Origin of the sequence: Paraburkholderia sp. BR10954 (assembly GCF_040965775.1) — a bacterium.
In the GTDB taxonomy this organism is placed as follows: Bacteria; Pseudomonadota; Gammaproteobacteria; order Burkholderiales; family Burkholderiaceae; genus Paraburkholderia; species Paraburkholderia youngii.
Window position 1 is genome coordinate 1 of record NZ_JBFRCK010000006.1, and the last position, 13,382, is coordinate 13,382.

A 13,382-nucleotide genomic window follows, 5' to 3' on the forward strand; every position below is an offset into this window, starting at 1 on the left:
GATGATCCTCAGGAAGCTGAGGCTTTTTTACGCCGCTGTTCTGGCCGCTTTGCTCAACCGCTCAATCGCTGTCGAATACCAGCCGTGAGGGCAAGCGCCGTCCAAAACGAATTATTCAGACCCGACTCATTATTCGCCGAGCCAAGTGAGACTTCGCCTGTCGCGATGGGGGCCGCGACGGGGGTAGCGCCCGCTCCCCCGGGCACAAATGCGCTTTGCGACAGATCCGTCGTGGTGCTGGCATTGGCGCCCAGCGCGACGCTATTGTCGGCGCTCGCGTTTGCGTTGCTGCCGAGCGCGATCGCGCCGGCTCCCGCTGCCGTTGCGCCGAAGCCGATTGCGCTGGCGTAGGCGCCGCTCGCCTGCGCAGCGACGCCGAGGGCGATGGCGCCGACACCGCTGACGAGGGTGTTACTACCAAGCGCGACGCTCGAGTCCGCCAGTGCCGAGGCCCATGCTCCGGCGGCAAGCGAGTTGGCGCCTCCGGCCTGCGCGACATAGCCGAGCGCGGTCGATCCGACGCTGGTTGCCGTGGATTGGGAGCCAAACGCGGAGGCGGCCGAATTCGCCGCCATTGAACCGGAGCCCGTTGCGACCGAGTCGACACCGAGCGCCGACGCGTCCAGACCGACCGCGGTCGCGCGTTCCGCCTGCGCATTCGCATAGGGCCCAAAGGCGCTTGCGCCTTCGCCTTTTGCGGAAGAGGAGAGACCCACGGCGACTGCGCTGTCGCCCTGCGCCGTGGCGCCTGCCCCTACCGCGAGCGCGCCGTCGTTTTGCGCGTTCGCCTGCGAGCCGATCGCCAGCGATGAGTTGCCGCTTGCGATGGCCTGTGCGCCTATCGCGACCGCGGCGTCGGCGGGCGCGCTGGCCGTGCCTACCTCGACGGAATCGACGCCGGCGCCGTTCGCTTCCGTGACGCACAGGGCCACCGCTATGGCAACACCCGCAGTACGTCGAACTGCTCGGGCGATGCTTTTCTGGCGCGCGGAAGCACGGTGTGTTTGCAGGCAGGCAGTTTGCGCCGCTGCGACATTTCTTTGAGATGTGGTACGGCCAATTATAGAAATGTTCTTGTTAATCAATTTAAAATCCTCCGCATTATTTCAGTTCGTGGCGTGTGGTGCGTAATTCGAGATTGGCGTGACGTTATTGCCCAGGTAAGTTTGAAAATCTCGAAAATAAAAACGCTGGCCATTGGTGAAGCTTGCGCTATTTGGTCGAGCGCGCGTCGTCCCCGCGTTATACGCGTGGTTCCCACGGATGAGGCGCTGGCGGGACGACGCGCAGGAAGAATTCTCCGACGCCCGCGCGCAATTCAGATATCAGCGAACTCCGAAATTCAATTGGGCTAAAAAATATATTAATACAGGTAGATTTATTGACGCGAAAAAAAGCATATTCCTATTGTTTTGATTATTGCTTTGGGCGATATTGGCGTGTGGCTGATGCATGATTGATTCTGGCAAGGAGAGCACATTGATTCCTCACTCGAAAACCCGCGGCGCGAGCATCAAACGGGACGTGGCAGACGAACTTTCCCGCGCGCGGCCGCACTTCATCGCATCCGTCATTTTTCGCTCGTCGCCCGGTGACTTACGTCAACCGCTCGGACCGGCAAACGTTCTACAATGACCGTTGTTCTCCGAAGCGAGTTTTCATGCGTAAATTTCTTCTTCCCGGCTTGACTGCCACGTTCGCCGCAACTGCGGTGCTGGTCGCCGCCGCAGGCTTTTTTTCTCCGGCGGCGCACGCCAATAACGTGATCGTGCTCAATTCCGGTGAGGCCACGCTGAGCCTGATCGACGAGAACAGCCGCCAGGTCATCGGCACCGTGCCCACGGGCAAGGAACCGCATCACCTGATGGCCACGCCGGACAATTCCTCGCTGATCGTCGCCAATTCGGTGTCGAACAGCCTGATGTTCGTCGATCCGAAAACGGGGCAGTTGCAGCGCTGGGTCGAGAACATCGAAGATCCCTATCAAATCGGTTTTTCGCCGGATCGCAAGTGGCTCGTCACTACGGGCTTGCGGCTCGACCGCCTCGACATCTACCACTACGACAACCAGAAAAACCAGATGACGCTGGCTTCACGGCTGCCGCTCGCGGTGATGCCCAGCCATATGGCGTTCACGAATGACAGCAGGACGGTGTTCGTTTCGCTGCAGATCTCGGGCGAACTCGCCGCCATCGACCTGCCCACGCAAACCGTCAAATGGAAGATGAAGGTCGGCAAGGTGCCCGCGGGCCTGTGGATGACGCCGGGCGAAAAGTACCTGCTCGTCGGCATGACCGGCGAGGACTACGTCGCCGTCGTGGATTGGCGGAACCAGAAAGTCGTCAAGACGATTCACACGGGCAAGGGCGCTCACAACTTCCGCTCGCTCGCCGACGGCAAGCATGTCGCGGTGTCGAACCGCGTCGCTAGCACGATCAGCATCATCGACGAAGACACGCTCACCAACGTCGGCGATATCACCGGCCTGATGCCGGGACCGGACGACATGGAGCTTTCCGCCGACAAGCGCTATCTGTGGGTGACCTTCCGCTTCGCGAAGCACATTGGCATCATCGATCTCAATACGCGCAAGCTGGTCCAGACGATTGCGGTCGGCCGCTCGCCGCATGGCATCTATTTCTTCAACCGCGCGCCGGTCACGGCGCCGAACGGTGCTTGAGGGGTCTCAGGGGTGCCTGGGAGCAACGCAGCAGAGCCCCGGCGCCACGAGCCACCAGGGATGAAGTAACAGGCCAGCATCATGTTCCATCTGATTTTCTCGACACTCGACAGCTTCGTTTCAGCCACGCAGACGTGGCTGTACGTCGACGTGGTACAGCCGCTGCTGTTCCGGTTCAATCTGATGGACTACGACGAGGACACGTACGACAGCCTGTACTGGGTCATCGTCGGTGTGCTCGAGGTGCTCGCGATGTACGCGATCCTGCGTCCGCTCGAGGCGCTGCGTCCGGTCGAGCAATGGGAGAACCGCAAGGCAGTGCGGGTCGACGTGCTGTACACGTGGATCGCCAAGCTCGGCATTCTGAATCTTTTCTTTTTCTTCGCACTGCAGCCGTTCTTCGACAACGTGCAAGGCTGGCTCAGGCTTCACGGCATCGCGAACCTGAACTTCGACAACCTGTGGCCCGGCGTGACCACGCAGCCGCTCGTCACGTTCGTCATGTATCTGTTCGTGCTCGATTTCGCCGGCTACTGGTATCACCGCGGGCAGCACCGCTTCGGCGTGTGGTGGGAACTGCATGCGGTACACCATAGTCAGCGGCAGATGTCGCTTTGGTCCGACGATCGTAACCATCTGCTCGATGATTTGCTGCAGGCGTCGTTCTTCGCGGTGATCTCGCTCGCGATCGGTGTGCCGCCGTCGCAGTTCGTCGTGCTGGTCGCGATCACGAACCTCGCGCAGAGCGTGCAGCACGCGAACATCCGGCTGTATTACGGCTGGCTCGGCGAGCGGCTGCTCGTCAGTCCGGCGTTCCATCGCCGTCACCACGCAATCGGCTTAGGTCATGAAGGGCTCAAGCACGGCTGCAATTTCGGCGTGCTGTTCCCATGGTGGGACATGTTGTTCCGCAGCGCGTCGTGGAGCCGCGACGTGGAGCCGACCGGTATCAGCGATCAGCTCGAAGGCCGCCGCTATGGCGATGGCTTCTGGGCGCAGCACTGGTTCGCCTTCGTGCGCATCGCGCATCGCCTGGTATCGAAGCGCCGCGCAACCGGCAACGACACCGCTGCCGTTTGAGTCCTTTCAGAGTCCATTCAGAGTTCAGTCTGAGTCCATTGCGAATCCTCTCGAGCACGCGCTCCGCCCCGCCGCCCACTTCCGTCGGCGGCGTGTCGCTTGGTTTATGCTGTGCACGTTCGTGCGCACCTCCAGTGCCCCACCAGCATGCCAGGCCGGCGCGCGGCGCATTTTTCCTGTCCATCGTTCCGTTCGCAGGCATTGGCTCGCATGAATGATCTGTTGCGCTCGTTTGGGCGTGCACTCGCAAGCGCGGTGCATCCGCGCATGCTCTGGCTGACCTTCAAACCGTTTATCGTCGCGACGGTCGGCTGGGGCTTGCTCCTGTGGTTCTTCTGGCAGACGGTGACCGGCGCGACCCGCACGTGGCTCGACGACTGGTCTTTCACCGCCACGCTTTATCATCTGTTCGACGTGCTCGGTTTCTCGACGCTGCACGCGGTCATCGCGCCGTTCATCGTAATTGCAATGGCGATCCCGTTGATCGTCGTCACGGTGCTGCTGCTGATCGCCATGCTGTCGATGCCGGCCGTGATCCGCTTTCTCGCGGCGCGCCAATTCGCCGGGCTGGAGATACGCCGCGGCGGAACATGGTACGGTAGCCTCGGTCAGGCGCTCTGGACCACGCTGCTGTGTCTCGTGCTGCTGATCGTCACGTTGCCGCTGTGGCTCGTACCGCCGTTCTTCGCGTTGATTCCTCCGCTGCTGTGGGGCTGGCTCACGTATCGGGTGATGACCTACGACGCGCTCGCGTTGCATGCGACGCGCGACGAGCGGCGCGAACTCGTGCGGCGCCACCGCTTGCCGCTGCTGCTGATCGGTGTCGTGAGCGGCCTGCTAGGCTCGCTGCCGACGCTGCTGTGGGCGTCGTCGGTCTGGCTGGTCGTGCTGTTCCCTGTGATTACCACGGTGACGATCTGGATTTACGCGTTCATCCTGGTGTTCTCGGCGCTATGGTTCGGCAACTACTGCCTGCGCGCGCTGCAGCGTATGCGGGCGGAAGCGTCTGGCGGCGCGCGCGAGGTCGCGCCGGTTCCCTATTGATCAAACGAAAGAGGCGGCAATGGCATTCGGCGTCATCATCATCGGCGATGAAATCCTGTCGGGCAGGCGCGTCGACAAGCATCTACCGAAGGTCATCGAGTTGCTCCGGGCGCGCGGGCTGTCGCTCGGCTGGGCGGAGTACATCGGCGACGATCCGGAGCGCATCACGGCGACGCTGCGTCGGACGTTCGCGTCGGGCGACATCGTTTTCTCGACGGGCGGCATCGGCGCGACACCTGACGACCACACGCGCCAATGCGCAGCGGCCGCGCTCGGCGTGCCGCTCGAGCTGCATCCGCAGGCCGCGAAGCTGATCCAGGAGCGCATCCGCGACATGTATCCGGCGACTTCAACGACACCGCTGGATCTGAACTCGCCCGAGAACCGGCATCGCCTGAACATGGGCACGTATCCGCAGGGCGCCGACATCATTCCGAACGGCTACAACAAGATTCCGGGTTTTTCGATCCGCCAGCACCATTTCGTGCCGGGTTTCCCGGTGATGGCCTGGCCGATGATCGAGTGGGTGCTGGACACGCAGTACGCGCATCTGCATCACACCACGCCGCACGCCGAAAAGTCGCTGCTGGTGTTCGAGCTGCCGGAGTCGCGCGTAACGCCGCTGATGGAGAAAATCGAGCGGGATTTTCCTGGCGTGCGGGTGTTCAGCCTGCCGAGCGTCGGGGATGCGGAGCGCGGCGGCGTGTATGCGCGGCATCACATCGATCTCGGGGTGAAGGGTGAGCCGGAAGCCGTCGCCGCGGCTTTCGTGAAGCTGCGCGAAGGGGTGCATCTGCTCGGTGGCGACATCGTCGAGCCTGAAGTCGCGGCAGCGGCGGCGGCCGCCACGCGTAAGCCGCGAAGCTGAGAAGGCGACAGCGGTTCGCGCCTGAGGGTCGGGTTGGCGCGAGCCGCGACATCGCAGTGTCACAACCCGCGCCGACGATGCAATCAGTGCATGGTCGGCGCGTCCTGTTTTCGATTAGCCTGCCTCAGCCCCGCTAGACCGGACTTGCGCATGTGACGACAGTGCGCCAGTCCGCCATCAGGCGCCGATCCACGGCAAGCCGCGAAAACACCATCCCGACACCGTCTTCCGATGCCCCTGGCCGTCCTTGTCGCCTTCGAAGCCTTCCAGCAGGTCGTACGCCTTCGTGAAGCCGGCCTGGGTCGCGGCGATCGCGGCGAGCTTCGAGCGCGCGGCGCTGCGGCACAGGAACAGGACGGGCGTGTCGGGCGAGGCGACCTGCGCGAGTTGCTGCATGAACTCCTGATTGGGCACGGCGCCCGGATAGCGCGTCCATTCGACATGCGCGTATTGGCCATCACCGATCACCGGCCGGCCGACCCAGTCGAGTTCGGCGCGGGTACGCACGTCGACGAGACACGTGCGCGGATCGAGTTCCAGCAATTCGAACGCCTCGGCCGGCGATACCGCGCCCGCGTAGGGCAATTGGTTCTCGGCGCGACGGGCGTCCGCCTTCGCGTAAAGCTGTTCGAGCGTGCTCATGAGCGTCAATCTCCTTCGGACCAAATGATCATTCTAGCGCGCGGCAGGCACCGCGCAGACCTGGGTAGACTGGGCGTCGTGGGGGCAATCGGCGGGCGCTGCCCCAATCTCGATGCGCAAATATGGTGCACTTTCGTCGGAATGCACCAAAATGGAAGATAACGCGATTTCCAAAGCGGTGAATGCACGAAATTGGTGCACAAGGATGCTCGGGCGTTTCCTTGTAGCGCAGCCCGCGCTCCGCGCGTAGCCCGCACACGTAAGCGCAGTAACGATGTGCGCCGAATTGGCTCATCGCGGGACCAGAGGTGGCACATTATCTGCTTTATTGGTGCCGATCGATTGGTCCCGCAGAATTTTCCGCCTGCGACGCCGTATAAGTGGACGTTCCGGGACGGGTCAGCTAGATTGGGCGGCGGCTGAAATCCGCCGAAATTGTTAATCAGGAGATAGGTTATGAGTAAATCCGTGGCCGACGTCGTTCAACTCGTCAAAGACGAAGACGTCAAGTTTGTCGACTTCCGCTTCACCGACACGCGCGGCAAAGAGCAACACGTTTCGGTGCCGGTGTCGGCATTCGATGAAGACAAGTTCGAAAGCGGCCATGCGTTTGACGGTTCGTCGATTGCCGGCTGGAAGGGCATCGAAGCATCGGACATGTTGCTGGTCCCGGACGCGAACACGGCCTTCATCGACCCGTTCTTCGAAGAATCGACCCTCGTGCTGACCTGCGACGTCGTCGAACCGGCTGACGGCAAGGGCTACGAGCGCGACCCGCGCTCGCTCGCAAAGCGCGCCGAAGCGTACCTGAAGAGCTCGGGCCTCGGCGACACCGCGTACTTCGGTCCGGAACCGGAATTCTTCATTTTCGACTCGGTCCAGTGGAATACGGACCAGTCGGGCTGCTTCATCAAGATCGGTTCGGAAGAAGCACCGTGGTCGTCGGCGAAGGAATTCGAAGGCGGCAACACCGGCCACCGTCCGGGCACCAAGGGCGGCTACTTCCCGGTCGCGCCGGTCGACACGTTCCAGGACATCCGCTCGGAAATGTGTCTGCTGCTCGAACAGATCGGCATTCCGGTCGAAGTGCACCACCACGAAGTGGCGGGCCAGGGCCAGAACGAAATCGGCACCAAGTTCTCGACGCTCGTGCAGCGCGCGGACTGGCTGCAGCAGATGAAGTACATCGTCCACAACGTCGCGCACACGTACGGCAAGACGGCGACGTTCATGCCGAAGCCGGTCGTCGGCGATAACGGCTCGGGCATGCACGTTCACCAGTCGATCTGGAAGGACGGCCAGAACCTGTTCGCGGGCAATGGTTACGCAGGTCTGTCGGAATTCGCGCTGTTCTACATCGGCGGCATCATCAAGCACGCTCGCGCGCTGAACGCGATCACCAACCCGGGTACGAACTCGTACAAACGTCTCGTGCCGCACTTCGAAGCGCCGGTCAAGCTGGCTTACTCGGCTCGCAACCGTTCGGCATCGATCCGTATTCCGCACGTGTCGAACCCGAAGGGCCGCCGTATCGAAACGCGCTTCCCGGATCCGCTGGCGAATCCGTACCTGTGCTTCTCCGCGCTGATGATGGCGGGTCTGGACGGCGTACAGAACAAGATTCACCCGGGCGAAGCTGCCGACAAGAACCTGTACGACCTGCCGCCGGAAGAGGATGCAAAGATCCCGACCGTGTGCGCCGGCCTCGACCAGGCTCTCGACGCACTCGACGCGGACCGCGAGTTCCTGACGCGCGGTGGCGTGTTCACGGATTCGATGCTCGACGCGTACATCGAACTGAAGACGGGCGAGCTGCAACGCTATCGTCAGTCGGTGCACCCGATCGAATTCGAAATGTACTACTCGCTGTAAGCGGCGATGGCGCTTCGCCCTTCACGCGGCGAAGCGCTTTGCCCGACGCTCGCGATCGGTCACGAAGGGACGGCGGCGCCGTCCCTTTTTCGTTAGGCCGTACGCACGGCCGGCCGCGCGCGGGCGACATGCATTGCGACGAATCACCAACAGGCCGCACTCCTGATTTATCACCATCTCCTACCGGCCACATTGCAAGATGGTTCTCAAGAATCTGATCAAGGCAAGGAAAGGACACGAACAGACGCTGTCGGATGACGTGCAGCTCGTGAGCTCTGGCTTGCTGCCAGGCTTCGAGGCGTTGCCCACCGTCGTGCTGGTGCTCGAGAAGCGCACGCTGCGCGTCGCGTTCGCGAATCCGTCGGCGGAGTCGATGCTGGAGATGTCGCGCAAGCAGCTCACGCAGATGGCGTGGCCGGACATCTTCTCGAATGCGGACGAACTGGTCGCGACGATCACCGCGATCGCCGCGCACCGTTTTCACGCGACGCATCTGGACGCCGTGCTCGAGCGTCCCGGCCACGAGCCGCTGCACGTGCATGCGATCGTCGGCTTTCTGGAAAGCGCGCAGGACTACGTGTTGCTCGAACTGTTCGAGAACGAGCGGCATCTGCGCACCGACCGTGAAGAGCGCATCAACGACCTGACGGCCGTCAACAAGCATCTGATCCGCAATCTCGCACACGAAATCAAGAATCCGCTCGGCGGCATTCGCGGCGCCGCGCAACTGCTCGAATTCGAACTCGGCGAGCGTCAGCGCGACGAGTTGCGCGAGTACACCCAGGTCATCATCAAGGAATCGGACCGCCTGCAGACGCTGGTCGACCGCCTGCTCGAACCGCACCGTCATCCGCATATCGTCGGCGACGTGAATATTCACGAGGTGTGCGAGCGCGTGCGTCAGGTGATTCTCGCGGAATTTCCGCGCGGCCTGACGATCGAGCGCGACTACGACGTCAGCGTGCCGGATCTGCGCGGCGACAAGGAGCAGCTGATCCAGGCGCTGCTGAACATCGTGCGCAATGCGGCCGAGGCGTTGCGCGAGCGGATCTCGCAGGGCGATGCGCGCATCGAGTTGCGTACGCGCATCGCGCGCAAGGTCACGATTTCAAAACGCCTGTGCAAGCTGGCATTGGACTTGCATATCGTCGACAACGGCCCAGGCATTCCGGAAGAGATTCGCGACCGCATTTTCTATCCGCTCGTATCGGGGCGCGAGGACGGCAGCGGTCTCGGTCTAACGCTTGCGCAGACCTTCGTGCAGCAGCACGAGGGTCTGATCGAGGTGGACAGCCGGCCGGGCCATACCGAGTTTCAGATTCTGCTGCCGCTCGACCTCTAGATACCACAAGCACCTCAAGACTTCTGACCGAACCATATGAAGCCGATCTGGATAGTAGACGACGATCAATCAATTCGCTGGGTGCTCGAGAAAGCGCTGGCGCGCGAGAACTTCGCGACGCGCAGCTTCGCCAACGTGCGCGAAGCGTCCGCCGCGCTCGATCACGACAGCCCGCAGGTGCTGGTCTCCGATATCCGCATGCCCGGCGGCTCCGGGCTGGAGCTGCTGCAAACCGTCCGCGACAAGGTGCCAGGCTTGCCGGTCATCATCATGACCGCGTTCTCGGATCTCGATAGCGCGGTGGCCGCATTCCAGGGCGGTGCGTTCGAGTATCTGGCGAAGCCGTTCGATGTCGATAAGGCTGTCGAGCTGATTCGCCGCGCGGTCGACGAAAGCATGCGTGGCGAGCAGACGTGGGACGAGCGCGTCGCCGAAGCGCCCGAGATGCTCGGCCAGGCACCCGCGATGCAGGACATGTTTCGCGCGATCGGTCGCCTGTCGCATTCGGCGGCCACCGTGCTCATTACCGGCGAATCAGGCACCGGGAAGGAACTGGTCGCGCGTGCGCTGCACCGACATAGCCCACGCGCGAACGGCCCCTTCATCGCGTTGAACACGGCCGCGATTCCGAAGGATCTGCTGGAGTCCGAACTGTTCGGTCATGAGCGTGGGGCGTTCACCGGCGCGCAGGCGATGCGCCAGGGACGCTTCGAACAGGCCGAGAACGGCACGCTGTTTCTCGACGAAATCGGCGACATGCCGTTCGATCTGCAGACGCGCCTGTTGCGCGTGCTGTCGGACGGACAGTTCTATCGCGTGGGCGGCCATAATCCGCTGCGCGCGAATGTGCGCGTGATCGCGGCGACACACCAGAATCTCGAAGCGCGCGTGCGGCAGGGGCTGTTTCGCGAGGACCTGTATCACCGTCTGAACGTGATCCGCTTGCGCTTGCCCGCGTTGCGCGAGCGTAGCGAGGACATTCCTCTGCTGACGCGGCATTTCCTGCAGAAGAGCGCGCGTGATCTCGGTGTCGAACCGAAGCGCGTGTCCGACGAGGCGCTCGCGTATCTGGCGTCGCTGCCGTTTCCGGGCAACGTGCGGCAACTCGAGAATCTCGCGAACTGGCTCACGGTGATGGCGCCCGCGCAGACGATCGAAATCAAGGATCTGCCGCCCGATCTCGGGCCCGCGCACGGCGGCGGGAGCGAGCCCGGTGCGGGCGCCGCCGCGGGCGCGACGACGGATGGCGCCGCGATGACCAATGCGGGATTCACGGTCGGTGCGCCGCTCGCTGGCGCGAACGCCAGCACGCTCGTGCATCCGGTCGGTGCGGGCGGTGCGTCGGTCGCCACCGCGCTGAGCGCATGGGAAGGCGGCCTGCGCACCGAAGTCGCGCGCATGCTGCGCGAGAACGCGGCCGACGTGATGGACGAACTCGCGCGCCGCTTCGAAGCGGCCGTGATCCGCGAGGCGCTCGACTTCACGCGCGGCCGCAAGGTCGAGGCGGCCGAGCGGCTCGGTATCGGGCGCAATACGATTACGCGCAAGATTCAGGAGCTCAATCTCGAGCCTTGATGCGGTCCTATTGAGCGATCCTGCATCGCAGGCGAGGGCGGCTCAGGCCGCCTTCGTCGTTTTTGCATCGCGCGTTACGGCAAACCGGCAACTGTCGTGCACGAGGCATAATCAACGCTGTTCCGATCCGACAGCCGACGATGCCAGCTTCTCCCGCTTCTCCCGCCCCGTTCGAGTGGCCGCTTTCCCCCGATCCTTTCCTGTCGCTCGAAGAGTTGTACGACACCGACGCACTCGCATGGGTCGACGCGCAGAATGCGCGCACCCGCGCGGCGTGGTGCAGCGGCGCGTCGTTCGACGCGCTCAGACGCCGGCTCGCCGATGCCTATCTGCCGCGCGAGCGCCCGGTGATTCCGGATCGCTGGAAGGACTGGGCCTACGATCTGTGGCAGGACGCGAGCAATCCGCGCGGCCTCTGGCGACGCACCGCGTGGGCCGCATGGCGCGCCGGCGCGCCGGTGTGGCAGAACCTGCTCGACTTCGACGCGCTCGGCGCGGCCGAAGGCACACCGTGGGTGTGCGTCGATCTCGACATCCTTTATCCGGACGGCGACCGCGCGCTGATCACGATGTCTCCGGGCGGCTCGGACGCGCTCGTCGTGCGCGAGTTCGATCTCGACGCGCGGCGTTTCATTAACGATGGTTTCGCGATAGCAAAGGCGGGCAAGCACACGGTGTCGTGGATCGATCGCGATACGCTGTACGTCGGCTGGGACAACGGGCGCAAGACGCTGACGCGTTCCGGTTATCCACGCGACGTGCGGCGCTGGACCCGTGGCACCGCGCTCGCCGACGCGCCCGTCGTGTTTCGCGGCGAGTTTGACGACATCGGCGTGGAGGCGAATTACGATCCGCTCGATCGCCGGCATACGGTGACGAGCAGCGTCGACTTTTTCGATTCGCACACCTATTACCTCGACCACGTCAGCGATGCCTGGCATCGTTACGACGTGCCGTCGCATGTCGCGGTGGGGGCGTGGCAGGGCTGGCTGCTGCTAGAGCCACGGCTCGACTGGGACTGCGAGTGGGACGGCAATCGCGCGCGCTATCCTGGCGGCGCGCTGCTCGCGATTCGCGAGGACGCGTTTTTGCGCGGCGAGCGCGACGTGACGCCGCTTTTCACGCCGACACCGCTGACCTCGGCCTGCGACTGGTCGCATACGCGCCATCATCTGATCGTGTCGTATCTCGACGACGTACGCGCCAAGACGCTGATCTGGACGCCTTCGCAGCGCGAGGACGGCACGTGGCACTGGCGCGAGCGCGTGTTTGCGGCGCACGGCGATGCGCAGGTCGATGTGTCGCCGGTCGAGTCGACGCTGAACGACGAAGTGTTCGTCGACACCGACGATTATCTGCAACCGCCTGCCTACTGGCTCTCCGATCTCGCGCGCGACGAGCCCGGCGAATGGGAGTTGCTCGACCGTTGGCCGACGCAGTTCGACGCGACGAGCGTTGCCGTGACGCGCGGCCATGCGGTATCGGCCGATGGCACGCGCATACCGTACACGGTGATTGGGCCGAAGGAAGCACCGTCATCGCCGGGCGATCGACAACCGACGCGTCCGTGTCTGCTGAGCGGCTACGGCGGCTTCGCGATTCCGCTGTTGCCGAGCTATCTGACGGGGCAGGGCATCGGCTGGCTCGAACGCGGCGGCGTGTACGTGGTCGCACATATTCGCGGCGGCGGCGAGTTCGGCACGCGCTGGCACACGGCGGCGCAGGGAGAAAATCGCCAGCGCGCGTTCGATGATTTCATCGCGGTCGCCGAAGCGCTGATCGCGAGAGGCGTGACGAGCGCCGCGCAGCTCGGCATTCAGGGCGGCAGCAACGGCGGTCTGCTGGTGGCCGCCTGCATGGTGCAGCGGCCGGAGCTATTCGGCGCGGTCGTGTGCGAGGTGCCGTTGCTCGATATGAGCCGATATCACCTGCTGCACGCGGGCGCATCGTGGATCGACGAGTACGGCGACCCGGACGAACCCGATGAAGCGCGCACACTCGCCGCGTATTCGCCGTATCACAACCTCGCGGCGGGCGTCGCGTATCCGCCGGTGCTATTCATGACGTCGACCGCCGACGATCGCGTGCATCCCGGCCACGCGCGCAAGATGGCCGCGCGCATGCAGGCGCTGGGCGCGCAGAACGTGTGGTACCGCGAGAATACGGAAGGCGGACACGGCGGCTCCGATGAACTGGAGCAGGCCGAGCATGATGCGATGGTGTTCGAGTTCTTGTGGGGTGTGCTGGGCGACGCTTGAAGCAATAGGGGAGCGAGGCCG

At 63.5% G+C, this 13,382-nt stretch carries 10 protein-coding genes; 8 read left to right on the top strand and 2 right to left on the bottom strand.

Annotation, left to right across the window (positions count from 1 at the left end):
* Positions 1-53 precede the first annotated feature (53 nt).
* Positions 54-932, bottom strand: coding sequence for a hypothetical protein (locus AB4Y34_RS11150; protein ID WP_368716054.1), 879 nt, complete (start codon positions 930-932; stop codon positions 54-56).
* 728 nt (positions 933-1,660) lie between these two features.
* On the opposite strand from AB4Y34_RS11150, the gene AB4Y34_RS11155 reads away from it, so the two are divergent.
* From AB4Y34_RS11155 to AB4Y34_RS11170, 4 genes are all read left to right on the top strand, one after another.
* Positions 1,661-2,680 carry a beta-propeller fold lactonase family protein gene (locus AB4Y34_RS11155; RefSeq protein ID WP_368716055.1) on the top strand — a complete coding sequence of 340 codons (1,020 nt, stop codon included), beginning with the start codon at positions 1,661-1,663 and terminating at the stop codon, positions 2,678-2,680.
* Between the two features lie 81 nt (positions 2,681-2,761).
* On the top strand, positions 2,762-3,760 hold the full coding sequence (locus AB4Y34_RS11160; RefSeq protein WP_176382030.1) for a sterol desaturase family protein: 999 nt from the start codon (positions 2,762-2,764) through the stop codon (positions 3,758-3,760).
* Between the two features lie 210 nt (positions 3,761-3,970).
* Entirely contained in the window at positions 3,971-4,804 is an 834-nt protein-coding gene (locus tag AB4Y34_RS11165) for an EI24 domain-containing protein (protein WP_176382028.1), read from the top strand.
* Between the two features lie 19 nt (positions 4,805-4,823).
* Positions 4,824-5,672, top strand: coding sequence for a competence/damage-inducible protein A (locus AB4Y34_RS11170; RefSeq protein ID WP_368716056.1), 849 nt, complete (start codon positions 4,824-4,826; stop codon positions 5,670-5,672).
* Between the two features lie 177 nt (positions 5,673-5,849).
* Here the strand turns inward: AB4Y34_RS11170 and AB4Y34_RS11175 are convergent, their stop codons facing one another.
* Entirely contained in the window at positions 5,850-6,314 is a 465-nt protein-coding gene (locus AB4Y34_RS11175; protein ID WP_368716057.1) for a rhodanese-like domain-containing protein, read from the bottom strand.
* 456 nt (positions 6,315-6,770) lie between these two features.
* Between AB4Y34_RS11175 and glnA the strand changes: the two genes are divergently transcribed.
* The 4 genes from glnA to AB4Y34_RS11195 all read left to right on the top strand — a co-directional run bounded on the left by glnA (position 6,771) and on the right by AB4Y34_RS11195 (position 13,361).
* The gene (gene glnA, locus AB4Y34_RS11180; RefSeq protein ID WP_176108159.1) at positions 6,771-8,186 is read left to right on the top strand and encodes a type I glutamate--ammonia ligase; all 1,416 of its coding nucleotides are present in this window, start codon (positions 6,771-6,773) and stop codon (positions 8,184-8,186) included.
* Between the two features lie 199 nt (positions 8,187-8,385).
* The gene (gene glnL / locus AB4Y34_RS11185; RefSeq protein ID WP_018435399.1) at positions 8,386-9,528 is read left to right on the top strand and encodes a nitrogen regulation protein NR(II); all 1,143 of its coding nucleotides are present in this window, start codon (positions 8,386-8,388) and stop codon (positions 9,526-9,528) included.
* Between the two features lie 36 nt (positions 9,529-9,564).
* The gene (gene ntrC, locus AB4Y34_RS11190) at positions 9,565-11,103 is read left to right on the top strand and encodes a nitrogen regulation protein NR(I) (protein WP_176382024.1); all 1,539 of its coding nucleotides are present in this window, start codon (positions 9,565-9,567) and stop codon (positions 11,101-11,103) included.
* Between the two features lie 140 nt (positions 11,104-11,243).
* The gene (locus tag AB4Y34_RS11195; protein WP_368716058.1) at positions 11,244-13,361 is read left to right on the top strand and encodes a prolyl oligopeptidase family protein; all 2,118 of its coding nucleotides are present in this window, start codon (positions 11,244-11,246) and stop codon (positions 13,359-13,361) included.
* Positions 13,362-13,382: the final 21 nt, after the last annotated feature.

Coding starts and splice junctions, on each gene's coding strand:
- glnL (WP_018435399.1), top strand. CDS start 8,386: ATGGTTCTCAAGAATCTGATCAAGGCAAGGAAAGGACACGAACAGACG.
- AB4Y34_RS11155 (WP_368716055.1), top strand. CDS start 1,661: ATGCGTAAATTTCTTCTTCCCGGCTTGACTGCCACGTTCGCCGCAACT.
- AB4Y34_RS11165 (WP_176382028.1), top strand. CDS start 3,971: ATGAATGATCTGTTGCGCTCGTTTGGGCGTGCACTCGCAAGCGCGGTG.
- ntrC (WP_176382024.1), top strand. CDS start 9,565: ATGAAGCCGATCTGGATAGTAGACGACGATCAATCAATTCGCTGGGTG.
- AB4Y34_RS11160 (WP_176382030.1), top strand. CDS start 2,762: ATGTTCCATCTGATTTTCTCGACACTCGACAGCTTCGTTTCAGCCACG.
- AB4Y34_RS11195 (WP_368716058.1), top strand. CDS start 11,244: ATGCCAGCTTCTCCCGCTTCTCCCGCCCCGTTCGAGTGGCCGCTTTCC.
- AB4Y34_RS11170 (WP_368716056.1), top strand. CDS start 4,824: ATGGCATTCGGCGTCATCATCATCGGCGATGAAATCCTGTCGGGCAGG.
- AB4Y34_RS11175 (WP_368716057.1), bottom strand. CDS start 6,314: ATGAGCACGCTCGAACAGCTTTACGCGAAGGCGGACGCCCGTCGCGCC.
- glnA (WP_176108159.1), top strand. CDS start 6,771: ATGAGTAAATCCGTGGCCGACGTCGTTCAACTCGTCAAAGACGAAGAC.